The sequence below is a fragment of the Thioalkalivibrio nitratireducens DSM 14787 genome (genome assembly GCF_000321415.2).
Classification (GTDB): domain Bacteria; phylum Pseudomonadota; class Gammaproteobacteria; order Ectothiorhodospirales; family Ectothiorhodospiraceae; genus Thioalkalivibrio; species Thioalkalivibrio nitratireducens.
In genome coordinates this window covers 617080-639077 of the sequence record NC_019902.2, presented here as the reverse complement: position 1 = coordinate 639077, position 21998 = coordinate 617080, and the positions used below count along the sequence as shown (strand labels likewise).

Here is a 21998-nt window from a genome sequence, read left to right as displayed (position 1 = left end):
CCATCGAAGAGCCGTTCTTCCCCGATTCCCCCGGATAATCCAATCCAGCGGGTTGTTGGCGCGGATGCGGATTCATTGATTGTCCGGGAGGCCGTAGGTCAGCGTTTCCTTCGACTTACCAAGCTGCGCGACCAAGGCAGAAATATCTGCCCGCAATTCCTGCAGACGTTAACATGAGAGCGGCAAACCAAAACGCCGTCGGTAACGCAGTCCATTGTACAATTATTAATGGGCTCACAAGCACAAGTGATAAGGCACCCGATTTTATTGAGGGCGAATAGAGATCATGCCAAGCGTTGCCGGAGATTCTTATTTCCCACGCGAGAACAGCTAGATAGTTTACCGTGCTGGCAAGTGAAAACAGTATCACTGCAGCCATCAAGTCGCCTAACCAAGCCCCAACGAGCAAGGCTCCCAACCTTGAAATCAAGAGCGCTCCTTGGAAAAACACCTCATGCATCTGCTTTTCTAGAATTGGAAACAGCAAGCTAAGGGGTGACGTAATGAACTGCAGATAAATCCACGGTGCCATCCAGCGTGCAAACTCTCCCGCAATCCTCCAGTCAGCCCCAAACGCTATACCGAATAGCTCCGGGCCCGCGACCACAAGTAAAACCATTGGCGGCATGGCGATGTGAGCCAGTTTTCCGTGAATACTCGCAACGAGAACACCCAAGGTGCCCTTCCGTCTGGCATCGGCCCCTTGGGAAAAGAAAACATCTCCAATTGCCTTGCCAATAAGGGAGCTGGGCATTGCCAATACCCGGTGCGCCAACATGTAGAGGCCGGCGGCCGTTGCGCTAAACAAGAACGCAAAGAGCAGCAGCGGCAATTGGGCGCTGGCGGTATTGAACATGGCACCCCAGGTCGAATAGATGGGGAACCGGCGGTAACGCCGTGCGGCCGAGCAGATGTTTGTTAGTCGCACCTGGCGGAAAGCTGCCCATTTACGGCGTACTGCGAGGGAGGCGAGGGTGGTGGCGCCCGCCGCATGTCCTGTGATCTGGCCCAGCAACAACGCAAGCGGACCTAGTGTAAAGGCGCCCAGTTGAACACCCACGGTACTCAAGGCCTGGGTTAGCTTCGTGCGCGCGATTTTTGTAAACGCCTTGACGCGGATGGCCCAATAGCTGAACACCTGGTACATGCCCATTAAGGCCAGCCCGACCGGCAGGAGCCACATATACGGCTCGAGCGCGGGGACGTTGAGCAACATTGCAACCGAGCTGCCCCAGAACCAAACGATCAGCGCACTGAGTGCTGTCATGCTAGCGATCACTAGGAGACTGAGTACGGCAATGCTGGCGGCTTCTTCGTCGCTTTCTGGGAGTGGGATAGCGAGCTGGTAGCGCAGGCTGGCAATCACGGCGACGATTCCAAGAAGCGCCGCGTAGACGGCCAACAGCCCAAAGTCCTCAGGGGTATATAGTCGCGTGAGGATGGGCGATGCCGCGACCACGATGATCTGCCCCGCGGCTGTACCCCCAGCAAGCACCGACACACTGCGCGCAAAACGGTTCTTCGGCAGCAGGCGGCGGATTTGGTTCTTTGCTCTGGCGATCACGGAGTGAGGGTTAGCCACGGATGGACACGGATTCGAAGAGGATTGAAAGGCGTTTTAGCCACGGATGGACACGGATAAACACGGATGTTTTTTGATTTAAACCTTATCCGTGTTTATCCGTGTCCATCCGTGGCTTGGTTTAGCCGTTTGGATCCGTGGCCGGGGGCGTTAGTGCGTGGACGATGCGGTTTTGGTCTGCTGGGGTAAGCAGGGGGTGCATCGGCAGGCTGATGACTTGTTTGGCGATCTGCTGGGCGACGGGGGTGCAGTCGGGGCAGCAGAGGTGGGCGTAGGCCGGTTGTTCGTTCAGGGGCACTGGGTAGTGGACGGCGGTGGGGATACCGGCCTGGTTCAGGTTCGCCTGTAGGGCCTCGCGGTCATCGGCGAGGATCGTGTACTGGGCAAAGACCGACGTACGGTCTTCCAGCGGCCAGGGCAGGACACGAAAGGTTTCGCGCAAAGACGCCAAGGCGCTAAGAGGGTTTTGTTCATCGGCCGCTTCTTGGCGTCTTGGCGTCTTTGCGCGAACGTCTTCTTCCGCCGCGAGCAATTGGTGGTATTTCCGCGCCACAGCCTGGCGTTGGGTGATTTCTTCGTCGAAACGGTCGAGTTTGGCGAGGACGATGGCGCATTGGAGGGTGTCCATGCGGCCGCCGACGCCGATGCGGGTGTGGACGTAGCGTTGGCTTTGGCCATGGACGCGGATTTCGCGGCAGGCCTGGGCGATGCGGTCGTCGCTGGTGAAGATCGCGCCGCCGTCGCCGTAGCAGCCGAGGGGCTTGCTCGGGAAAAAGCTGGTGCAGCCGATGGTGGACAGGTGGCAAGACTTGCGGCCCTGGTAGGTCGCGCCGAAGCTCTGCGCGGCGTCCTCGATCACCGGGATGTTGCCGTGGCGCGCGGCGATGGCGTTGATGGCGTCCATGTCGGCCGGCTGGCCGTAGAGGCTCACGGGCATGATCGCCTTGGTGCGCTCGGTGATCTTCGCCTCAATCAGGCGCGCATCAATATTGCAGGTGTCGGGCTCGATGTCGACGAACACCGGGGTGGCGCCGAGCAGCACGATCATCTCGCCGGTGGCGACGAAGGTGAACGGCGTGGTGATCACCTCGTCACCCGGTTTGATCCCCAGCGCCATCAGGCTGATCAGCAGCGCCTCGGTGCCGCTCGCGACGGTGATGCAGTGCTTTGCGCCGGTGTAGGCGGCGAGGCGCTGTTCCAGTTCGCGGACTTCGGGACCGAGGATGTACTGGCCGTGGTGCAACACGCGGTGGATGTTGCGCTCGAGCTCGGGGCGGATGATCTGCTGTTGGGCGGCGAGATCGATGAAGGCCAGTTTGGGCTTGGGCGGCTCCATCTCACAATAGGCCAAGGGACTGATGGTCTTGTCCGGGTAGCCGTCCAGCAGATCGCCATCGCGCGTGAGCAGCCGGATCGATCCGGCGGGGAAGCGATCCAGCGCATTCAGGAGCTGTGCGTCTTCCGGGTCGCGGGCGTCGAAAACAGGGCCCTCGCCGGCAAGGGCGGCCAGCCAGTGCTTGTCGTTGGCAAAGTCGCTGAGCAGTTGCCGGGTCTTTTTCAGCACCGCTTTGTTGGGTAGCGTGCTGCCCGCCTCGACGTTCTCGTGCTTAAGGTGATGATAGAGATTGTATTCCAGCGTTTGCGTGGATCCACAGTACAGCCAGAGGCGTGCGTTACGCGCTTTGGCCGCCTCCATGGCGAGCGCACTGGCCAGCGCATGGGGTTGGCGCTGCGTGCAGATATCGAGCGCGACATTGACGTCGATCAGCAAATCCATGGTTAACGCGAGCCCTTGATTTCATCGCGCAGAGCGAAGGCCGCGATACGTTCCAACTGCTTTTCGGTCAAATCGGGCAATGTTTCATCTGCCGGGACGGGGGCATTCTTGATCGCTTCCATGCGCGCAAGCATCGCCTTGGCGCGCTCGACGACGTCCGCGGGGAGGTTCAGGAGGTCCAGGTCGGACGGCTGAACCTCCTCCACCTCGTGGTCCGGCACGGTGACCAGCAGCCGGACGCGCGCGTGCTTGAGCCGCAGTGGCTGGACGAACTCCAGCTTGCCGTTCTCGTAGATGGCTTCAACTTCCATGAGCGGCTCCTGTTCGCCGTAGCTGCCCATCGCTGAGCGTGTACTGGCTGCCCGTGTGCGGGCAATGGTAGGTCCCGGTTCCCTCGATAGACAACGGTATTTGCTCGCCGTATTCGCTCATCCAGCCGATCTGGCGGGCGGGTACGCCGACCATCAGCGCGTAGGGCTTCACGTCCTTGTTCACGACAGCGCCGGCGCCGATGAAGGCGTATTCGCCGATGGTGGTGCCGCAGACGATGGTGCAGTTGGCGCCGAGGGTGGCGCCGCGCTTCACGTGGGTGGGGCGGTATTCATGCTTGCGCGAGATCGCCGAGCGCGGATTGTAGACGTTGGTGAAGACCATGCTCGGGCCGCAGAAGACGTCGTCTTCCAGGGTCACGTCGTCGTAGACCGAGACGTTGTTCTGGATCTTCACGTTGTTGCCGATGACCACGCGGTTGCCGACGAAGACGTTCTGGCCGAGGGAGCAGTTCTGGCCGATACCGGCGCCGGCGCAGACGTGGGTCCAGTGCCAGATGCGGGTGCCTTGGCCGATCTGGGCGCCTTCGTCGACGATGGCGGTGGAATGAATTTGATTAGCCACGGATGAACACGGATGAACGCGGATAGGGATTTGGGGTTAGAGGATCATGCGCTTGATTTGGACTTTGGGTTGGCCGAAGTTGACGAGCAGACCGAGGGGTTTTCGAGTCGCGCGCAGGTAGTTGAGGAGTTGCGCTTCGTGTTCGGGCCTCAGGGCGCTGACGGCTTTCAGTTCCAGGAGCACGTGGTTTTCGATCAGCATGTCGGCCTGGTAGTCGCCGACGATCTGCCGCTTGTAGAAGACCCGGATCGGCACCTGGGTGCTGACCGCCAGGCCGGTGCTGCGAAGCTCGATCGCAAGGGCATTCTCGTAGACCTTCTCCAGAAAACCGGAGCCCAGCGTGTTCGCAACCGCGAAGATGCTCGCACGAATGCGATACGTCAGATCTTCTGCAACCAGTTTCTCGTCCATGAGAATGCCCCTCATCATCCATGATGCCTTCCCAAATCCTACCCAATCCGGGTTTATCCGTGTCCATCCGTGGCTAATACTCGAGCGGCAGGGAGACGGTGCGGCCGTCGCGGGCGGAGAGGTAGGCGGCGATGAGGACTTCGAGGGATTTGAGGCCTTCGCGGCCGTCGGTTTCGGGTTCGGCTTCGCCGCGGAGTACGTCGACCACGTTCTTGTAGTAGAGCGGGTGGCCGAAGCCGTAGACCGAGGTGGTCTCGTAGTTCGCGGCCTTGATGTCGGCATCGTAGTCGCGCGGTTCGGCGAAGTCCCAGATCTGGATGTCGTTGACGGCCACCCCGCCGATGCGTGCGGTGCCCTGCTCGCCCAAGATGGTGATGCTGCCTTCGAGGTTTTTCGGGTAGGTGAGCATGGTGACGCTCATCGAGCCGAGGGCGCCGTTGCGCCAGCGGACGTTGAGGACGCCGGTGTCTTCGACTTCGATGTCGCGGGTGGTGCTGACCATCGCCTGCACCTTGTCGATCGGGCCGATCAGCCAGTCGAGGAGATCGACGTAGTGGCTGGCCTGGTTCATGAACGCGCCACCGTCGAACTCCCAGGTGCCGCGCCACTTGGCCTGGTCGTAGTAGCTTTGCGGACGGCTCCAGAAGACGTTCAGGTGCACCATGTGGATGCGGCCGAAGCGCTTTTCAGCGACTGCGCGTTTCAGGAGTTGCAGGGTGGCGTTGCGACGGTTCTGTTTCACCACGAACAAATGCACCCCGGCCTCGTCGCAGGCCTTGACCATGCGCACGCCGTCCTGCCAGCGGGTGGCCATCGGCTTTTCCGTCATCACGTGCACGCCGTGGCGTGCGGCGGTGATGGTCTGCTCCGGGTGCAGGCCGCTGGGGCTGCAGAGAGAGATGACGTCCGGCTCGGCGGTGCTGAGGAGTTCCGGCAGGCTCCTGAACCCGGGAACCTTGTACGCGTTTTCGTGTTGTTCGAGCGTGGGCCCGTGGGTGTCACAGACGCCGACGAGTTCCATGTTTTCGGCGTGGCGCTCGATGGCCCCGAAGTGGTTCTTCGAGATGCGGCCGCAGCCGACGACGGCGATGCGGATCTTTCGGTCCTTGATGGGTTCGTTCATTGGCCTGTGATTTGGTTGGCGTGGGGGGCTGGCTTACGTGTGGATTGGATTAGCCACGGATGGACACGGATGAACACGGATGAACACGGATTTTCTATAAATTTAATTCTATCCGTGTTCATCCGTGTTCATCCGTGGCTCAACGTGTTTGTCCGTGTCCATCCGTGGCTCAAAACGCCTGTGGCTCTTGAGATCAGAGGCGCCAGGCGGTGATGCCGGCGGCGGCGAGTGCGTGGCGGTCGTAGAGGCTTTTGACGTCGGCGAGGACGGGGCTTTCGCCGCGTAGGTGCGCTCGGACGGTGTCGGCGTCGCGTTCGGCGTAGACGTCGTGGCCGACGGCGACGACGAGGGCATCCACGGGGGTTTCCGGGGTGACCGCGCCCAGGGTCACTTGGGGGTATTCCTGCGCGACTTCTTCCGGGTCTGCGTAGGGGTCTTCGGCGATCACGCGCACGCCGTAGTCCTGCAGTTCGCGGATGATGTCGATCACGCGGCTGTTGCGCAGGTCGGGGCAGTTTTCCTTGAACGTGAGGCCGAGCACGCCGACGGTGGCTTTGGTCACGTCGCAGCCGTTCTGGATCATCTTCTTGAGGGTGCTGCGCGCGACGTAGCGGCCCATGTTGTCGTTGATGCGCCGTCCCGAGAGGATGACCTGCGGGATGTAGCCGATCTTCTCGGCCTTGTGCGTGAGGTAGTACGGATCGACGCCGATGCAGTGGCCGCCGACCAGGCCGGGCCGGAACGGCAGGAAGTTCCACTTGGTGCCGGCGGCACGCAGGACGGCGTCGGTGTCGATGCCGAGACGCGCGAACAGCACCGAGAGTTCGTTCATCAGTGCGATGTTGAGGTCGCGCTGGGTGTTCTCGATGACTTTGGCAGCCTCGGCGACGCGGATGCTCTCGGCCTTGTGGGTGCCGGCGGTGATGATCTCGCGGTAGAGCGCATCGATGGTCTCGGCGATCTCCGGGGTGGAGCCGGCGGTGACCTTCTGGATGGTGGAGACGCGGTGTTCCTTGTCGCCGGGGTTGATGCGCTCGGGGGAGTAGCCGACGTGGAAGCCATTTTCGTGGATTGCCACGTCGGCCTGACGGCCTCCTCGCAATGACGGGGCATCAGCGTCATCGCGAGGGCCTGTCATTGCGAGGCCAGAGGCCGTGGCTAAGGCCGGCGGCGATCCAGGCGGCGGTTGGACTGCCGCGTCGGCTGCCGCCCACGTCGCTTCGCTCCTCGCTGCTGAAGGCTTCGTTTCTCGCGATGACGGTGAGGGCTGGGCTGCGGTGATGTACTTCAGGCCCGATTCGCGTTCCAGGATTGGCACGCAGTCTTCCTCGGTGCAGCCCGGGTAGACGGTGGATTCGTAGATCACGATGTCACCGGGTTTCAGGACCTGGCCCACGGTTTTCGAGGCGCTCAGCAGCGGACGCAGGTCGGGGCGCTTTTCCTCGGTGATGGGCGTGGGCACGGTGACGATGTAGGTCGTGCAGGCCGCGATGTCCTGGGGGTCCGTGGTGAAGCGCAACCGCCCCGATGCCATCGTCTGCCGGAGTTCGTCGTCCGCCACTTCCAGCATCGCGTCATGGCCGCCCTGCAGGGCCGCAATGCGTGCGGCGTTGATGTCGAAGCCGATGACGTCGCGGCGCTTGGCGAATTCCACCGCAAGCGGCAAGCCGACATAGCCGAGGCCGATGATGGCGAGGGTCATGGGGAGTGGGCCTTTGTTGGCAGGGCTTTTTTAGCCACGGATGGGCACGGATGGACGCGGATTTTCTTATGCGCGAATGTCGGGCGGATTCGTTTTCCCGCCGGCAGCGCGAGGACCGGAGCTCCTTGACCATCCAGGCGGCGTGTGGACTGCCACGTCGGCTTTGCCACGGCCTTCGGCCTCGCAATCCCAGGCTCCTCGCAGTGACGATTGCATCTGCATGGTCATTGCGAGGGCCGGAGGCCCGTGGCAATCCAGGCGGCGGTTGGACTGCCACGTCGCCCTGTGGGCTCCTCGCAGTGACGGTGGGGGGTGGCTGCGGCTCTTTCGCGGTGACGATGGCGCCCAACGTCATGGCTGCGGTACGTGGCCGGTTATGGCCGGCCCTCTTCCTGCAGTTCCTGGCGCAGTTGTTCGATCTCGCGTTCGATGGCCTCGTACTCGGCCTGCTTGCGGGCGAGGAAGGCGCGGGTGACGCGCAGTTTCTCGGCGATGCCGCTCGGCGTGAGCGTGTAGAGGTAGGCGCGCTTGCGGTGGCTCTTGCGGAAGTTCTCGGCCTTCACCAGCCCCTTGTCGATCAGCGCGCGCAGGCAGTAGTTCGTTGCGCCCAGGCTGATGCCGAGCGCTTCGGCAAGCTCGCGCTGGGTGAGCTCGGGGTTCTCTGCCAGCAGGCGCATGACCTTCAGGCGGGTTTCTTCGGGGAAGGGTTTCAAAGGTTCGGGTTGGGTGAAAGAACCCGCGGCGCGCGTCCGGGGTGACCTGTAGGGCGGAATAGCGCAGCGTCATCCGCCGTACGGCGTTCGTAGCGCCCCTGCGCGCCCGCGGCAACCCCGGCGTGGGAATGGCGGATGACGGCCTTCGGCCTTTTCCGCCCTACGCCTACGCTTCTTTCATCATCGGGGGTGGCCACACGGGTCATGGCAGTTAGCGTGAAAGTCACGGCCTGTCTCGTGTCCCGGGCGATACGTAGGGCGGAAAAGCGCAGCGTCATCCGCCGTACGGCGTTCGCAGTGCCCAGGCGACCGCGGCAATCCTGCGCCAGCTGGCGGATGACGGCCTTCGGCCTTTTCCGCCCTACGCCTACGCCTCTTTCATCATCGGGGGTGGCCGCTGGCCATGACCGTTAGGTTGTGGCTTCGGACACGCTACCGCCATCCCCGGGTGCCTTTGGCGGCCATCCGAGCCTCGGTTCGCGCCGCTGCACGCGCGGTAGTTCGCCCCCCCGCGCCGACTCCAAACGGTTGGGAGCGCGGTGGTAATGGGTTCCAGACGGATCCGTTCAATCCGTGAACCGCTGGGGAAAGTACCGGGTTCGGTGGGCAGTTGCAATGGTGAAGAGCGAATTCTTCTGTGTTTCTTGCCGAATGCGCAGGCGAAAGCATAGATCGCACGGTCTATTGGCTTCGACTCACAGCGGGTTACCCTTCCCAGGAAAATGCACGCTGTGGCGTGCCTCGCAGGCGAGTTGGCGTCGAACCTTGCACCCATCTCAGCCGCGCCTACGGCGCGTTCGCGAGCGGGGCTCGCTCCTACAGGGTCCGGTATTCGAGCGGGACGAGGCGGCTGGGTACACCCGCGGTCGCGGCGATCCGCTCATTGCCGCGGATAGCGCTGCTCGATCGTCTTCAAAACAGTAGCGGTTGCACGGAGGAGTTCGGCAAAAAGCTGCTCGTCTACGTCCAGCATGCCTTCATATTCCGCGAGGTTGCGTTGGTGGTGGCATTTGTCGAGTACGCGCCAGATCTCCGGGCCAAGGCCGAGGGTGTACGGCAATACCTGGAACACGATGTAGCGATGCTGCGCGCGGAAGCCCAACTGCCGCAGCGCCGCCAGGCACAAGGCGTGGGCGGCGTTGTAGGCGAGGTCAAAGCGGCTCTCGATGGCATTCTGCGTGTTTTGCGCATCCTTGAGGCGAACCTTGCCGGAACGGAGCAGTCCGTCAAATTCGGCCTGATCGGGCGCTTCCTGGCGCAGCGGCTTGCCGGGGCGCAGAGGTTTTCAAGTGCCGAGGTCATGTTGGCTTCCGATGAGCCAGATCTTGGGTTGTTCCAGCAGGCGCATCAGAAAGCTGTTGCGTTGCTCCAGGCGACGCTGGAATTCGTCCGGCGTGTAGAGGGTCGGATTGATGCGCCGCCCCAGCAGTTGCTCCACCGACTCGAGAATGCCCATGAGTTGGCCATACGTCACTTCGCTGCTGATGACCAACAGGTCGACATCGCTGCCAGCGTGTTCACTCTGCTTGGCCACCGACCCATAAATGAACGCCGCGTGGATATCGTCCGAGAGACGGTTCAGGCGCTCGCGGATGGGCTCGGCAAGACCAAAGGTTTTTAGGGCGATACTGCACAGTTCAACAAAAATCGGTGACTCGGGGTTGGCCTGATAGTGTTTCTGATTGCCCTGCCAGCGCACGGTCACGAGGCCGCTCGTTTCCAGGCGCTTGAGTTCCCGCTGTACGGCGCCGGAACCCGAGGCTGTCAGCTTGATCAGTTCCTTGGCGTAAAAACTGCGTTCGGGCCGGCCAAACAGAAACCCCAACACCCGCTGCTGGGTCTCGGTGAACAGGGCGGACCCGAAATGGCTGGTACGCACGGCTTCAGCCGAGGGCATGCTTTGCGGTGGAATGGAACCCATATTGGGTACTTTAGTGCCTGTTATGGGTACGATCAAGTCCAGCCTTCGCCTTCTTCCGCTTCGGTAAAGAAAAACCGGGGTCTGACCCCTGCGCGCGCGGGTGCGTTACGCGGCACATGTGACTTGGACTGCTTGGCCGTTGGCTTCGGCCCAGGTTTCGATTTCGGTTTTCAGGGCTTCCCGGGCGTCGCGTTCGCCGTGGATCAGGCGGATTTCCTTCGGCGCTTGCGGGATGCCCTGGATGAAGGCGAGCAGGTCGTTCTGGGCCGCGTGGGCGGAGTAGCCGCCGATCGTGTGGATGCGGGCGCGGATGTCGATGCGTTCGCCGTCGAGCTGCACCCAGCCGCCGCGCGGGCCGTGGCGCTGGATGGCGCGGCCGGGGGTGCCTTCGGCCTGGTAGCCGACGAACAGTACGTCGTGGCGTTCGTCACCGAGCATGCGCTTGAGGTAGTTCACCACCCTGCCCCCGGCGGCCATGCCGCTCGCCGCGATGACGACCGCGGGGCGGCCGGTGCGCGCGAGGTAGTCGACGGTCTGCAGGTGTTCTTCGTGGCTGTCCACGGTGTAGAGGTTCTCGAAGGCCAGCGGGTGGCGGCCGTGGTCCAGGCGGTCGTGGGCCTCGAGGTCCCAATAGGGCTTTAGGTCGCGGTAGGCCTCGGTGAAGCGGGCGGCGAGCGGTGAGTCGACGATGATTTCGAGGTCCTGCCAGTGCGGGTCGGTGGCCTGGTGGATGAGGTCTTCGAGTTCGTACAGCAGTTCCTGAGTGCGGCCGATGCTGAACGCCGGGATGACGACGGTGCCGTTGTTTTCCAGCGCGTGGTCGATCGCGGCCTTCAGGCGCGCCTGGCGGGTGCTGCGATCTTCGTGCACACGGTCGCCGTAGGTGCTTTCGAGGACGAGGATGTCCGCGCGCTCCGGCGGGTTGGGGGCCGGGAGCAGCGGGCTGTTCGGGGCCCCGAGGTCGCCCGAGAAGACGATGCGGGTGGTGGCCTCCTCTGCCTCGTCATCGCGAGGGCCGGAAGACACCTCCTCACCGTCATCGCGAGGGCCGGACGACACCGCCCCACCGTCATCGCGAGGGCCTGTCATTGCGAGGCCGGAGGCCGTGGCAAAGGCCCGTGGCGATCCAGGCGGCGGTTGGACTGCCGCGTCGGCTTCGCCTCCTCGCAGTGACGATGGGGGTTGGGCTGCGGCTCCTCGCAGTGACGAGGGGGGTTGGACTCCTCGCAGGGACGAGGCAAGGGCGTCATCGCGAGGAGAGGAGCGACGTGGCGATCCAGGCGGCGCATGGACTGCCGCGTCGGCTTCGCCTCCTCGCAGTGACGATGGGGGTTGGGCTGCGGCTCCTCGCAGTGACGAGGGGGGTTGGGCTCCTCGCAGGGACGAGGCAAGGGCGTCATCGCGAGGAGAGGAGCGACGTGGCGATCCAGGCGGCGGTTGGACTGCCGCGTCGGCTTCGCCTCCTCGCAGTGACGGGGTAAGGGCGGCTCCTCGCAGTGACGGGGAGGCGGCAGGATTCTGGATGTCCACTTCCACGTAGGCGGAGCCGAGGATGTGGCCGGCGCGTTGGAGGCGGATGCGGACGTGGTGGCGTGCGTCATCGATGAGGGTGTGCCAGGTCTGGTATTCGAGCGGGACAAGGCGGCTGTGCACTTCCTCGAGGAAGCGCTCGATGAGCGTGCGGTCACGCGTGAAACCGACTTTCAGGGCGTCTTCGATCACCAACGGCAGCAGCCGGGCCGAGGGAGCGGAGCAGAGAATCGAGCCCCGATAGCCAGCGGCGAGCAGGTACGGCAGGCGACCGACGTGGTCGATGTGCACGTGGGTGACGATCAGCGCCAGCACGTCGTGCACGGGGAAGGTGACGCGGTGTTGTTCGAGGTTGTCGGCGCTTTCGGCGTCCTGGCCCTGGAACAGGCCGCAATCGACGAGCAGCGCGCGATCCGGCGCCAGCTGCAAGCGGTGGCAGCTGCCGGTGACGCCCTGTGCGCCGCCGTGGTGGGTGAGGGTTGGGTAGGTCATGTATGCGTCGGATAGAAGGGCCGCGCCTGGGGCGCGTTCGCGAGCGAGTCCCCTACCGTGCCGGGGATGACGCATCGCTTGCTCGCCTTGGCTATTCGTGGTGATTCATCACGGTGTAGCCGCTATTGCGCACCAGATCGTCGCGCTGGGCGATGGCGAGGTCTTCGCGAACCATTTCGGCGACGAGTTCCTGGAAGGTGATCCGGGGTGTCCAGCCGAGTTTTTCGCGCGCCTTGGTGGGGTCGCCGAGAAGGGTTTCGACTTCGGTGGGGCGGAAGTAGCGGGGGTCTACGGCGATGATGGCACGTTCGCCGTCATTGCGAGGGCCGGAGGCCCGTGGCAATCCAGGCGGCGGTTGGACTGCCTCGTCGGCTTCGCCTCCTCGCAGTGACGAGGGGGTGTGGACTGCCGCATTGCCCTGTGGGCTGCTCGCAGTGACGGTTGTGGGCCTATTAGGCCAGTAGCCTTTTTCGTTGAGGCCCTGCCCTTCCCAGCGGATTTCCATGCCGAGTTCGGCGGCCGCGGCATTTACGAAGTCGCGGACGCTGTATTGCTGACCCGTCGCAATCACGAAATCCTCGGGGCGCTCCTGCTGGAGCATCAGCCACTGCATCTCGACGTAGTCCTTGGCGTGACCCCAGTCGCGCTTGGCGTCGAGGTTGCCGAGGTAGAGGGTGTCTTGCAGGCCGAGCTTGATGCGCGCGAGCGCGCGGGTGATCTTGCGGGTGACGAAGGTCTCGCCGCGGATCGGCGACTCGTGGTTGAACAGGATCCCGTTGCAGGCGTAGAGGCCGTAGGCCTCGCGGTAGTTGACCGTGATCCAGTAGGCGTAGAGCTTGGCCACCGCGTACGGCGAGCGCGGGTAGAACGGTGTGGTCTCCTTCTGCGGGATTTCCTGCACCTTGCCGAACAGTTCCGAGGTGCTGGCCTGGTAGAAGCGGGTCTTCTTTTCGAGGCCGAGGATGCGGATGGCCTCGAGCACGCGCAGCGCGCCGAGGGCATCGGAGTTCGCGGTGTATTCGGGTTCCTCGAAGCTCACCGCCACGTGGCTCTGCGCGGCGAGGTTGTAGATCTCGTCGGGCTGCGTTTTCTGGATGATGTGGATCAGGGAGGTCGCGTCGGTCATGTCCCCGTGGTGGAGGACGAAGCGCCGGTCCGGATCGTGCGGATCCTGGTACAGGTGATCGATGCGGTCGGTGTTGAACAGGCTCGTGCGGCGTTTGATGCCGTGGACGGTGTAGCCCTTGGCGAGGAGGAATTCGGCGAGGTAGGCGCCGTCCTGGCCGGTGATGCCGGTGATGAGTGCGGTTTTGGTCACTGACAGTTACCTGGGGTGAAGGGATTTTGGGCCACGGAAGACACGGAAGGGTTTGGGCCACGGAAGACACGGAAAGCACGGAAGAGGGGTAGCCACGGAAGACACGGAATGCACGGAAGGGTTAAAACCTAGAACAATTCCGTGTCTTCCGTGTTTTCCGTGGCTAATCCTTCTCAGGATTTGCGTTGGGCTTCACGAAGGTCGCGGGCGGCGTGGCAAACCACGCAACACAGGCAGTTAGCGCTCTGCCGGCCGGCGAATCAGGCTCTCGGCAGGGATGCCCAGCGTGTTATGCAGGCGCCAGATCATGGCCAGCGTCAGCGGCCGCTTGCGACTCAGCACTTCGTACACGCGGTTACGTTTCCCAATCATTGGCTCCAGATCCTTGGGGCTGAGGCCCTGCTGCTCCATGCGAAACAGGATGGCTTCAACAGGGTCCGGCAGGTCCATTGGGAACGTGCGTGCTTCATAGGCTTCCACGAGGGTCGAAAGCACGTCCAGCCGGTCGCCTTCCGGCGTGCCCAGCGCAGGATCGGATTCCATGAGCACGGCAATCTCCCGCAAGGCTTCGCGGTAGGCTGGCTCGTCGCGAATCGGTTTGATTTCCATGCTCCTGACCTTCAGTTGATGTCTACAGTGGCGGCATCCACCGCATCGTATTGCGCATGGGTGCCAATGAATTTGACGTACACGATCCCGACCCGGTAGGCGACGGCCACGATCAGGCGGTAGTCATTGCCCTTGATGTTGAACACCACGCGGCTGTTGCCGACAAAACTCGCGCTACGGTAGTGCGCCTTGATGTCTGCCGGCGTTTGCCAGGACGCTTTTCTGGCCTCGTCGTACCAGGCTTTCAGCGGCTGCTCTGCCTGGGGGTGCTGCCGCCAGAAAGCCTGTAGCGTTCTATGGGCAATGACCCGCATGTCTCATGCTAGTCCCAATTTGGGACCTTTGCAACGCAGCGTGCCCTCGGGTGTTGTGGATGGGCGCACCTGCGGCCCGTTCGCGGGCGGGGCCAGCACCTAGAAGGCGTTCTCGGTGAACCATTGGTAGGCGTCGTTCAGACCGTCTTCGAGCGCGATGCGCGGCTGCCAGCCCAGCGAGCGGATCAGGCTGGTGTCAAGGAGTTTCCGGGGCATGCCGTCGGGCTTGCTGCTATCGAAGGTCAGACGACCCTCGTAGCCGGTCACGCGCGCAATGGTCTCGGCCAGTTCGCGGATGCTGCAGTCCTGCCCGGTGCCGATGTTGATGTGGCTCTGCATCGGGTGTACCGCACCCCAGTAGGTATCTTCGGGCAGGTTCATCACGTGCAGGCAGGCCGCGGCCATGTCGTCGACGTGCAGGAATTCGCGCTTCGGGGTGCCGGTGCCCCAGATCACCACTGCCTTCGCGTTCTGCTGCTTGGCTTCGTGGAAACGGCGCAGCAGCGCGGGCACCACGTGGCTGTTCTCGGGGTGGTAGTTGTCGTTTGGCCCGTAGAGGTTCGTGGGCATCACGCTGCGGTAGTCGCGGCCGTACTGGCGGCGGTAGCTCTCGCAGAGCTTGATGCCGGCGATCTTGGCGATCGCGTAGGGCTCGTTGGTCGGTTCCAGCGTGCCGGTCAGCAGCGCGTCCTCGCGCATCGGCTGTTCGGCATGGCGCGGGTAGATGCAGGAGGAGCCGAGGAACAGGAGTTTCGGCACCCCGTGCCGGTGCGCCGCGTGAATGACGTTGGTCGCGATCGCGAGGTTGTCGTGGATGAACTCGGCCGGGTAGGTGTTGTTCGCGTGGATGCCGCCGACCTTGGCCGCGGCGAGATAGACCTGCTGCGGCTGTTCTTCGGCGAAGAAGTCGCGGACTTCCGACGCATTCAGGAGATCGACCTCGGAGCGGGTGCGGGTCAGGATCCGCGCCGGGTCGTGCCCGCGTGCAGTGAGGGCGCGGACGATGGCGGAGCCCACCATGCCGCGGTGGCCTGCTATGAAGATTTTGGGCATCTGTGGGGTGTGGGTATTGGGTAGTGGGGACTGGGGAGTGGGGTGAGGTCAGCGCGCGGGGCGGAGGCCAACCCCGCTGTCATCGCAGTGACGGTTGCATCTGCATGGTCATTGCGAGGGTTGGCGGCCCGTGGCGATCCAGGCGGCGGTTGGACTGCCGCGTCGGCTTCGCCTCCTCGCAGTGACGAGGGGGGCTGCCGCGTCGGCCTGTGGGCTCCTCGCAGTGACGGTTGCATCTGCATGGTCATTGCGAGGGCCGGAGGCCCGTGGCAATCCAGACGGCGTGTGGACTGCCGCGCCGGCTTCGCCTCCTCGCAGTGACGATGGGGGGCTGCCGCGTCGGCCTGTGGGCTCCTCGCAGTGACGGTTGCATCTGCATGGTCATTGCGAGGGCCGGAGGCCCGTGGCAATCCAGACGGCGTGTGGACTGCCGCGTCGGCTTCGCCCCCTCGCAGTGACGAGGGGGGCTGCCGCGTCGCCCTGTGGGCTCCTCGCAGTGACGGTGGGGGTGGCTGCGGCTCTTTCGCGGTGACGATGGCGTCTAACGTCATGGCTGCGGTACGGGGCCGGTCATGGCCGGCCCTCTTCCTGCAGTTCCTGGCGCAGCTGTTCGATCTTGCGTTCGATGGCCTCGTATTCGGCCTGCTTGCGGGCGAGGAAGGCGCGGGTGACGCGCAACTTCTCGGCGATACCGCTCGGCGTGAGCGTGTACAGGTAGGCGCGCTTGCGGTGACTCTTGCGGAAGTTCTCGGCCTTCACCAGCCCCTTGTCGATCAGCGCGCGCAGGCAGTAGTTCGTTGCGCCCAGGCTGATGCCGAGCGCTTCCGCAAGCTCGCGCTGGGTGAGCTCGGGGTTCTCCGCCAGCAGGCGCATGACCTTCAGGCGGGTTTCTTCGGGGAAGGGTTTCAAAGGTTCGGGTTGGGTGAAAGAACCCGCGGCGCGCGTCCGGGGTGACCTGTAGGGCGGAAAAGCGCAGCGTCATCCGCCGTACGGCGTTCGCAGTGCCCAGGCGACCGCGGCAATCCTGCGCCAGCTGGCGGATGACGGCCTTCGGCCTTTTCCGCCCTACGCCTACGCCTCTTTCATCATCGGGGCTGGCCGCTGGCCATGACCGTTAGCGTGAAAGTCCCGGCCTGTCGCGTGTCCCGGGCGACCCGTAGGGCGGAATAGCGCAGCGTCATCCGCCGTACGGCGTTCGCAGTGCCCAGGCGCCCGCGGCAATCCTGCGCCAGCTGGCGGATGACGGCCTTCGGCCTTTTCCGCCCTACGCCTACGCCTCTTTCATCATCGGGGGTGGCCGCTGGCCATGACCGTTAGGTTGTGGCTTCGGACACGCTACCGCCATCCCCGGGTGCCTTTGGCGGCCATCCGAGCCTCGGTTCGCGCCGCTGCACGCGCGGTAGTTCGCCCCCCGCGCCGACTCCAAACGGTTGGGAGCGCGGTGGTAATGGGTTCCAGACGGATCCGTTCAATCCGTGAACCGCTGGGGACGGTACCGGGTTCGGTGGGCAGTTGCAATGGTGAAGAGCGAATTCTTCTGTGTTTCTTGCCGAATGCGCAGGCGAAAGCATAGATCGCACGGTCTATTGGCTCACTCACAGCGGGTTACCCTTCCCAGGAAAATGCACGCTGTGGCGTGCCTCGCAGGCGAGTTGGCGTCGAACCTTGTACCCATCTCAGCCGCGCCTGCGGCGCGTTCGCGTGCGAGGCCCGCTCCTACAGGGTCCGGGAGCCCGCCTTGCAGGAGCGTGCCTGCACGCGAATCGGCCGTCAGCGCGCCGCTTGGTCAGGCATACATCAGGCGTCCTTTGGGTTCTGGAATGGGGCGCCCCAGACGCTGCGCGGTGTCGATCCAGTCTTCGATCACCCGCTGAGCGTTGGCAATGGCCTCCTCGTAGCTCGACCCGTCGGCCATGCAACCGGGAAGTTCCGGGACTTCGACCACGAACGCCTGCTCCTCTTCACTCCAGTACACGATGAGCTCGTACTTAATCGACATCGCTCTCTCCAAGCCGATATTTCACCCGTATGCCCCGGACTTGTCTGACCTGATATGGCTTGGCCTTGTTCGCCTTGGGTTGCAGGTTGAGGATTTCCTAGGGAAACATTGAACAAAGGGCCCTGTCATTGCGAGCGAAGCGCGGCAATCCAAGCGGAACCCACGAAATCAGTGCCTTATGGATCGCCACGTCGCTTCGCTCCTCGCGATGACGAGTTCTTCAGCGTTTCCCTAGATGTCCGCGCGCGTGAAGATATGGTGGCTACCTCTCACCCGTTGTTCAAACCCGAGCCGAACCAGAAGCTGGCACAAGGCAGCGAAATCCACATTGGCGTCGGCGGTCCCCGCGAGGATGACCGCCTTGAGCTTAGAGTATCTTCCCATTCTCCATCCCTGGTTCCGGTGTCGAGTAGAGGACAGGGTTCGGGGTTTCCCTTCCCGCGCGAATTACCCCTGCGGGAGCGTGCCTGCGCGCGCATCGGCGTTCGGAGCTTCGAACCGGGGGCTTCGAGCCGGGGTCTGACCCCTTGCGCTGGACCCCTTGCGCCGAGATCACAGGCCGTTTACGCGCAGTTCCGCCCGCTTGCCCAGTATGTGTAGCGCGTGTTCAAGCGCCGGGACCTTGGTGCTGTGCCTCGGATCCAGCATGCGTCGGGCTTCCTTTTCGTTCACGCCGAGCCGACGGGCCAGTTCGCTCTTGCTGACGCCCTGCTCGCGCATGGCGAGATACAAGGCCGCCTTCATCGCGGTGCCGATGGGTACGGCCACCAGGAGTTCTCCACGCCTCGGGCGGCTCGCCGTCGGGATGGCCGTGCCGTCCTGGATACGCATTTCGATCGCGGCCTGCAAGGCACCTTCCGCCTCTTCCAGTGCCTGAGCGCGGTTCTCGGCCTGGGTGATGGCTTCGGGCAGGTCCCGGCAGGCCATCACGAAGCCGCCGTCCGGATCGTCGATCAAGGCGATTGGATAAACGAAGGCATGCATGACGCTGTCTCACTTGTGGGAGCGTGCCTTGCACGCCAATCGGCGTTGGGCGGTGCACCGGGCTCAGCCGCGCCTGCGGCGCGTTCGCGAGCGGGGCTCGCTCCTACACGAGGGCATCGGCGCTATGGCAATTGCTCCGGCTTGTGATGCTTCAGCCAATCCTGCAAGGCCGCGTCCATGCGCCCTTGCCAGCCGGAACCCGTGGCACGGAAACGTTGCACAACCTGTTCGGAGAGACGAACCGCTACGCGATCCTTGCCCGTATCGGGCTCGGGGCGGACGGCACGAAGCCGGGCTTCGTCCCACTCGTCATCGCTCAGGACAGGGTTGTCGGGATCGTCCGCAGCGGCTGCCGTAATGGCCGCATCCTCCTCGGGTGTGGGCAGGATCACCCTTCGGCCCGATTTAGTTTTCAGATGCATAACGTTTTACCTCACGCCGATTGGCCTTGCGCAGGCTGATGATACGGCGTCTTGCCCCTCGTTCTACATAGACTACCGAGTAGAGCCGGTCGTTCATCAGAGCAAGTCCCGCCATACGCGGTTCACCGTAGTGCTTCCGCCGGTCTTCCCAAGCGAGAAGCGTATCCCACGCGAGTCTCGAGGCCTCTGCGAGCGACACGCCGTGCTTGGCGAGATTGCGCGCGTCCTTGTCGTGGTCGTATTCCAGTTCCATGGAAATCCAGCGCAAACCGGCTCAGGTCGGCATCACCGAACCCGATAGGCGCGTGCCTCGCATGCGAATCGGCTTTGGATCCGGCACCCACCCCACCCGTGCCTATGGCACGTTAGCGAGCGGGTCTCTCTTCAGCACGGTTGGATGCGTCTGGCGCCGGCCGGGCTCGTGTTTCCCGTTCAAAGCCGCCAGACCGTGACCCCGGCCTCGGCCAGCGCATGCCGGTCGTAGAGGCTCTTGACGTCGGCGAGCACGGGTTTCTCGCCGCGCAGCAGGGTGCGCAGGGTCTGGGCGTCGCGCTCGGCGTAGACGTCGTGGCCGACGGCGACGACGAGGGCGTCGACCGGGTGTTCGGCGTCGATGCGCCCGAGTTCGACGCCCGGGTATTCGTGGGCGACTTCTTCCGGATGCGCGTAGGGATCTTCGGCGACCACACGGACGCCGTAGTCCTGCAGTTCGCGGATGATGTCGATCACGCGGCTGTTGCGCAGGTCGGGGCAGTTCTCCTTGAACGTGAGGCCGAGCACGCCAACGGTCGCCTGGGTGACGTCCGTGCCGTTCTGGATCATCTTCTTCAGGGTCGTGCGCGCGACGTAGCGGCCCATGTTGTCGTTGATGCGCCGGCCCGAGAGGATGACCTGCGGGATGTAGCCCACGCGTTCCGCCTTCTCGGTGAGGTAGTACGGATCGACGCCGATGCAGTGGCCGCCGACCAGGCCGGGCCGGAACGGCAGGAAGTTCCACTTGGTGCCGGCGGCACGCAGGACGGCGTCGGTATCGATGCCGAGACGCGCGAACAGCACGGAGAGTTCGTTCATCAGCGCGATGTTCAGGTCGCGCTGGGTGTTCTCGATGACTTTGGCAGCCTCGGCGACGCGGATGCTCTCGGCCTTGTGGGTGCCGGCGGTGATGATCTCGCGGTAGAGCGCATCGATGGTCTCGGCGATTTCCGGGGTGGAGCCGGCGGTGACCTTCTTGATCGTCGAAACGCGGTGTTCCTTGTCGCCGGGGTTGATGCGTTCCGGGGAGTAGCCGACGTAGAAGCCTTCGTTGCAGCGCAGGCCGGATTCGCGCTCCAGGACCGGCACGCAGTCTTCCTCGGTGCAGCCGGGGTAGACGGTGGATTCGTAAATCACGATGTCGCCGGGTTTCAGGAGTGGGCCCACGGTTTTCGACGCGCTTAGCAGCGGGCGCAGGTCGGGGCGCTTCTCCTCGGTGATGGGCGTCGGCACGGTGACGATGTAGATCGTGCAGGCGGCGATGTCTTGGGGATTCGTGGTGAAGCGCAACCGCCCCGATGCCATCGTCTGCCGGAGTTCGTCGTCCGCCACTTCCAGCGTCGCGTCATGGCCGCCCTGCAGGGCCGCGATGCGCGCGGCGTTGATGTCGAAGCCGATGACGTCGCGGCGCTTCGCGAATTCCACCGCGAGGGGGAGGCCGACGTAGCCGAGGCCGATGATGGCGAGCGGGGATTCCGGGCTCAGGGGCATGGGCAGCATTCCCTATCGGGCTGAAATGGACGGGCGGAATCGCGTGGATGGGGACGGAATTCCATTCGGGTCTCTGGGACACCCTCCGCTCGCGGGCCGCGGGCTCGCAATTGAATGGCGCCCCGCATGCCCCTGGCGCGCCTACCCCAACGCTCAAGCACCGGTCTCCTCCCGCAACTCCCGCCGCAGCGTTTCGATCTCCTGTTCGATCGCCCGGTACTTCGCCTGCTTCAGCGCCAGGAAGGCGCGAGTCACGCGCAGCTTCTCGGCGAGGCCCGCCGGGGTGAGCAGGTAGAGGTACGCGCGCTTGCGGTGGCTCTTGCGGAAGTTCTCGGCCTTCACCCAGCCCTGGTCGATCAGCGCGCGCAGAACGTAGTTCGTCGCCCCCAGGCTGATGCCGAGCTCATCCGCCAGCTCGCGCTGGGTGAGTTCGGGGTTCTCCGCGAGCAGGCGCAGGGCCTGCAGGCGGGTTTCTTCCGGGAGGGTTTTCAGGGGTTCGGGCTGGGTTGTGGCTTCGGGCACGCTACCGCCATTCCCGTGCGCGTTTTGCTGCGCCGGGGCGGGCCTGTGGCGGCACCCTCCGGAAGGGATGAGGAGTGGTGACCGGTTGGCATTGGCCAAACGGGATATAGGCCGTTGGTTAAGACTTGTGAATGTTCGTTCAAGTGGTGAACCGAAGTCAATGCCCGGTCGCCCCGGTGGGAGGGTGCCCGCGGGGGAAGCGGCGCTGGATGTGGGACCCTGCCCGATGCGCGCCAGCGAGCGCGTTCGCGGGCCGGGCTCGCTACTGTTGGGGCGCGAGGCTCGAGTTGCGAAACAACGTCAGTTGACCTTTTCACCCGCCAGCTTGGCACTAGCCAATCGATTCAGACTGATGCCCTGCTCGGCCGCCGCCATGGCAAGCTGCCGGTGCAGCTCGGGCGGAATGCGAACCCGGAATTCGCCGCTGTACTTGCGCTCCGCAAGCGGCTCGGGAACAGGCTCATTACTCGCCCGCAGATCGTCGATGACGTCATGCACCAGCGTGCGGATGCCGCTCAGCGCCGCTTCCGGCGTGTCTGCGAGCCAAGTGAGGGATGGAAACTCGATGCAGAGTCCAACATGCTCCTGATCTTCAACGGACCAGGTCACGCGGTAGGTGTAGTGATCAGCGCTCATCGCCGTTCTCCAGCTTCTCGATTGCCTGCAGCACCTGCCGGACCTGATACGGCTTCGCCTGCCCGCCCGCATTCTGGATGTTGACCCGTGGATCGCCAGGCCAAGGCGTCTTAAATACCAGGTGGCTCGTGCCGCTTTGCCGCGGTACCCCGAAATACGCTTCACAAACCTTCTTCAGGTCGACAAAGCGAATGTTCTTCGGCTCCTCGCGCATCCGCGCCAGGATTTTTTCTACCGACGCCATAGTTAGAAT

24 protein-coding genes and 3 pseudogenes are annotated in these 21998 nt (G+C 63.7%); 2 read left to right on the top strand and 25 right to left on the bottom strand.

Features of this window, described 5'->3' with window-relative positions; genetic code table 11:
• Window positions 1-115: 115 nt before the first annotated feature.
• From TVNIR_RS03225 to TVNIR_RS03190, 8 genes are all read right to left on the bottom strand, one after another.
• Window positions 116-1564 (bottom strand): oligosaccharide flippase family protein, encoded by a 1449-nt coding sequence (locus TVNIR_RS03225; protein ID WP_237251717.1) that lies wholly within the window; start codon window positions 1562-1564, stop codon window positions 116-118.
• Window positions 1565-1703: 139 nt separating this feature from the next.
• Complete coding sequence (locus TVNIR_RS03220; RefSeq protein WP_015257538.1) at window positions 1704-3359, bottom strand: DegT/DnrJ/EryC1/StrS family aminotransferase; 1656 nt, start codon at window positions 3357-3359, stop codon at window positions 1704-1706.
• 2 nt (window positions 3360-3361) lie between these two features.
• On the bottom strand, window positions 3362-3670 hold the full coding sequence (locus TVNIR_RS03215; protein WP_015257537.1) for a hypothetical protein: 309 nt from the start codon (window positions 3668-3670) through the stop codon (window positions 3362-3364).
• Window positions 3660-4253, bottom strand: a complete 594-nt coding sequence (locus TVNIR_RS03210) for an acyltransferase (protein ID WP_015257536.1) — start codon at window positions 4251-4253, stop codon at window positions 3660-3662. Before TVNIR_RS03210 ends, TVNIR_RS03215 begins: the two co-directional genes overlap by 11 nt.
• A 36-nt stretch (window positions 4254-4289) precedes the next feature.
• A complete protein-coding gene (locus tag TVNIR_RS03205; protein WP_237251715.1) occupies window positions 4290-4664 on the bottom strand; it encodes a GxxExxY protein in 375 nt (124 codons plus the stop codon).
• Between the two features lie 73 nt (window positions 4665-4737).
• Entirely contained in the window at window positions 4738-5787 is a 1050-nt protein-coding gene (locus TVNIR_RS03200; protein WP_015257534.1) for a Gfo/Idh/MocA family protein, read from the bottom strand.
• A 193-nt stretch (window positions 5788-5980) separates the two neighbouring features.
• Window positions 5981-7489, bottom strand: a complete 1509-nt coding sequence (locus tag TVNIR_RS03195; RefSeq protein WP_015257532.1) for a nucleotide sugar dehydrogenase — start codon at window positions 7487-7489, stop codon at window positions 5981-5983.
• Window positions 7490-7863: 374 nt separating this feature from the next.
• Window positions 7864-8202 (bottom strand): MarR family EPS-associated transcriptional regulator, encoded by a 339-nt coding sequence (locus TVNIR_RS03190; RefSeq protein WP_083499330.1) that lies wholly within the window; start codon window positions 8200-8202, stop codon window positions 7864-7866.
• Between the two features lie 204 nt (window positions 8203-8406).
• Between TVNIR_RS03190 and TVNIR_RS20380 the strand changes: the two are divergent.
• Window positions 8407-8609: pseudogene (locus tag TVNIR_RS20380) on the top strand (hypothetical protein).
• 473 nt (window positions 8610-9082) lie between these two features.
• Here the strand turns inward: TVNIR_RS20380 and TVNIR_RS20125 are convergent.
• The 9 genes and pseudogenes from TVNIR_RS20125 to TVNIR_RS03140 form a co-directional block, all read right to left on the bottom strand.
• Entirely contained in the window at window positions 9083-9328 is a 246-nt protein-coding gene (locus TVNIR_RS20125; RefSeq protein WP_015257530.1) for a hypothetical protein, read from the bottom strand.
• A gap of 159 nt (window positions 9329-9487) precedes the next feature.
• Complete coding sequence (locus TVNIR_RS03180) at window positions 9488-10123, bottom strand: nucleotidyltransferase domain-containing protein (protein WP_237251714.1); 636 nt, start codon at window positions 10121-10123, stop codon at window positions 9488-9490.
• Between the two features lie 105 nt (window positions 10124-10228).
• Window positions 10229-11326 (bottom strand): MBL fold metallo-hydrolase RNA specificity domain-containing protein, encoded by a 1098-nt coding sequence (locus TVNIR_RS19555; RefSeq protein ID WP_418081378.1) that lies wholly within the window; start codon window positions 11324-11326, stop codon window positions 10229-10231.
• 630 nt (window positions 11327-11956) lie between these two features.
• Window positions 11957-12145 (bottom strand): annotated as a pseudogene (locus TVNIR_RS20375) (MBL fold metallo-hydrolase); the annotation flags it as partial.
• A 91-nt stretch (window positions 12146-12236) separates the two neighbouring features.
• The gene (gene gmd, locus TVNIR_RS03160) at window positions 12237-13463 is read right to left on the bottom strand and encodes a GDP-mannose 4,6-dehydratase (protein ID WP_015257527.1); all 1227 of its coding nucleotides are present in this window, start codon (window positions 13461-13463) and stop codon (window positions 12237-12239) included.
• A 237-nt stretch (window positions 13464-13700) separates the two neighbouring features.
• Window positions 13701-14072: a helix-turn-helix domain-containing protein gene (locus tag TVNIR_RS03155; RefSeq protein ID WP_015257526.1), complete on the bottom strand. Its 372-nt coding sequence runs from the start codon at window positions 14070-14072 to the stop codon at window positions 13701-13703.
• A gap of 11 nt (window positions 14073-14083) precedes the next feature.
• Window positions 14084-14386, bottom strand: a complete 303-nt coding sequence (locus TVNIR_RS03150) for a type II toxin-antitoxin system HigB family toxin (RefSeq protein ID WP_015257525.1) — start codon at window positions 14384-14386, stop codon at window positions 14084-14086.
• 99 nt (window positions 14387-14485) lie between these two features.
• Window positions 14486-15439 carry a GDP-L-fucose synthase gene (gene fcl, locus TVNIR_RS03145; RefSeq protein ID WP_043739189.1) on the bottom strand — a complete coding sequence of 318 codons (954 nt, stop codon included), beginning with the start codon at window positions 15437-15439 and terminating at the stop codon, window positions 14486-14488.
• Between the two features lie 570 nt (window positions 15440-16009).
• The gene (locus tag TVNIR_RS03140) at window positions 16010-16348 is read right to left on the bottom strand and encodes a MarR family EPS-associated transcriptional regulator (protein WP_083499329.1); all 339 of its coding nucleotides are present in this window, start codon (window positions 16346-16348) and stop codon (window positions 16010-16012) included.
• 198 nt (window positions 16349-16546) lie between these two features.
• Between TVNIR_RS03140 and TVNIR_RS20370 the strand changes: the two are divergent.
• Window positions 16547-16749: pseudogene (locus TVNIR_RS20370) on the top strand (hypothetical protein).
• A gap of 476 nt (window positions 16750-17225) precedes the next feature.
• Here the strand turns inward: TVNIR_RS20370 and TVNIR_RS03135 are convergent.
• The 8 genes from TVNIR_RS03135 to TVNIR_RS03100 all read right to left on the bottom strand — a co-directional run bounded on the left by TVNIR_RS03135 (window position 17226) and on the right by TVNIR_RS03100 (window position 21989).
• Window positions 17226-17438: a type II toxin-antitoxin system HicB family antitoxin gene (locus tag TVNIR_RS03135; protein WP_006749149.1), complete on the bottom strand. Its 213-nt coding sequence runs from the start codon at window positions 17436-17438 to the stop codon at window positions 17226-17228.
• Between the two features lie 552 nt (window positions 17439-17990).
• On the bottom strand, window positions 17991-18422 hold the full coding sequence (locus tag TVNIR_RS03130) for a type II toxin-antitoxin system HicB family antitoxin (protein ID WP_015257522.1): 432 nt from the start codon (window positions 18420-18422) through the stop codon (window positions 17991-17993).
• A gap of 122 nt (window positions 18423-18544) precedes the next feature.
• Window positions 18545-18844 carry a BrnA antitoxin family protein gene (locus TVNIR_RS03125; protein ID WP_006749146.1) on the bottom strand — a complete coding sequence of 100 codons (300 nt, stop codon included), beginning with the start codon at window positions 18842-18844 and terminating at the stop codon, window positions 18545-18547.
• On the bottom strand, window positions 18828-19097 hold the full coding sequence (locus TVNIR_RS03120) for a BrnT family toxin (RefSeq protein ID WP_006749145.1): 270 nt from the start codon (window positions 19095-19097) through the stop codon (window positions 18828-18830). Before TVNIR_RS03120 ends, TVNIR_RS03125 begins: the two co-directional genes overlap by 17 nt.
• Window positions 19098-19276: 179 nt before the next feature.
• Window positions 19277-20587 (bottom strand): nucleotide sugar dehydrogenase, encoded by a 1311-nt coding sequence (locus tag TVNIR_RS03115; protein ID WP_015257520.1) that lies wholly within the window; start codon window positions 20585-20587, stop codon window positions 19277-19279.
• 153 nt (window positions 20588-20740) lie between these two features.
• Window positions 20741-21079 carry a MarR family EPS-associated transcriptional regulator gene (locus TVNIR_RS03110; RefSeq protein WP_418081377.1) on the bottom strand — a complete coding sequence of 113 codons (339 nt, stop codon included), beginning with the start codon at window positions 21077-21079 and terminating at the stop codon, window positions 20741-20743.
• A gap of 330 nt (window positions 21080-21409) precedes the next feature.
• Window positions 21410-21745: a type II toxin-antitoxin system HicB family antitoxin gene (locus tag TVNIR_RS03105; protein WP_015257518.1), complete on the bottom strand. Its 336-nt coding sequence runs from the start codon at window positions 21743-21745 to the stop codon at window positions 21410-21412.
• The gene (locus tag TVNIR_RS03100; protein ID WP_015257517.1) at window positions 21735-21989 is read right to left on the bottom strand and encodes a HicA family toxin-antitoxin system toxin component; all 255 of its coding nucleotides are present in this window, start codon (window positions 21987-21989) and stop codon (window positions 21735-21737) included. The genes TVNIR_RS03105 and TVNIR_RS03100 overlap by 11 nt, the downstream gene beginning before the upstream one ends.
• Window positions 21990-21998 lie beyond the last annotated feature (9 nt).

Bases quoted from the DNA above. Each gene is read 5' to 3' on its own strand.
- TVNIR_RS03100 (WP_015257517.1), bottom strand. From the start codon at position 21,989: ATGGCGTCGGTAGAAAAAATCCTGGCGCGGATGCGCGAGGAGCCGAAG.
- TVNIR_RS03205 (WP_237251715.1), bottom strand. From the start codon at position 4,664: ATGGACGAGAAACTGGTTGCAGAAGATCTGACGTATCGCATTCGTGCG.
- TVNIR_RS03130 (WP_015257522.1), bottom strand. From the start codon at position 18,422: ATGCATGCCTTCGTTTATCCAATCGCCTTGATCGACGATCCGGACGGC.
- TVNIR_RS03195 (WP_015257532.1), bottom strand. From the start codon at position 7,489: ATGACCCTCGCCATCATCGGCCTCGGCTATGTCGGCTTGCCGCTTGCG.
- TVNIR_RS03115 (WP_015257520.1), bottom strand. From the start codon at position 20,587: ATGCCCCTGAGCCCGGAATCCCCGCTCGCCATCATCGGCCTCGGCTAC.
- fcl (WP_043739189.1), bottom strand. From the start codon at position 15,439: ATGCCCAAAATCTTCATAGCAGGCCACCGCGGCATGGTGGGCTCCGCC.
- TVNIR_RS03135 (WP_006749149.1), bottom strand. From the start codon at position 17,438: ATGTCGATTAAGTACGAGCTCATCGTGTACTGGAGTGAAGAGGAGCAG.
- TVNIR_RS03200 (WP_015257534.1), bottom strand. From the start codon at position 5,787: ATGAACGAACCCATCAAGGACCGAAAGATCCGCATCGCCGTCGTCGGC.
- TVNIR_RS03120 (WP_006749145.1), bottom strand. From the start codon at position 19,097: ATGGAACTGGAATACGACCACGACAAGGACGCGCGCAATCTCGCCAAG.
- TVNIR_RS03155 (WP_015257526.1), bottom strand. From the start codon at position 14,072: ATGGAAATCAAACCGATTCGCGACGAGCCAGCCTACCGCGAAGCCTTG.
- TVNIR_RS03150 (WP_015257525.1), bottom strand. From the start codon at position 14,386: ATGCGGGTCATTGCCCATAGAACGCTACAGGCTTTCTGGCGGCAGCAC.
- TVNIR_RS03220 (WP_015257538.1), bottom strand. From the start codon at position 3,359: ATGGATTTGCTGATCGACGTCAATGTCGCGCTCGATATCTGCACGCAG.
- TVNIR_RS03180 (WP_237251714.1), bottom strand. From the start codon at position 10,123: ATGGGTTCCATTCCACCGCAAAGCATGCCCTCGGCTGAAGCCGTGCGT.
- TVNIR_RS03215 (WP_015257537.1), bottom strand. From the start codon at position 3,670: ATGGAAGTTGAAGCCATCTACGAGAACGGCAAGCTGGAGTTCGTCCAG.
- TVNIR_RS03105 (WP_015257518.1), bottom strand. From the start codon at position 21,745: ATGAGCGCTGATCACTACACCTACCGCGTGACCTGGTCCGTTGAAGAT.
- TVNIR_RS03125 (WP_006749146.1), bottom strand. From the start codon at position 18,844: ATGCATCTGAAAACTAAATCGGGCCGAAGGGTGATCCTGCCCACACCC.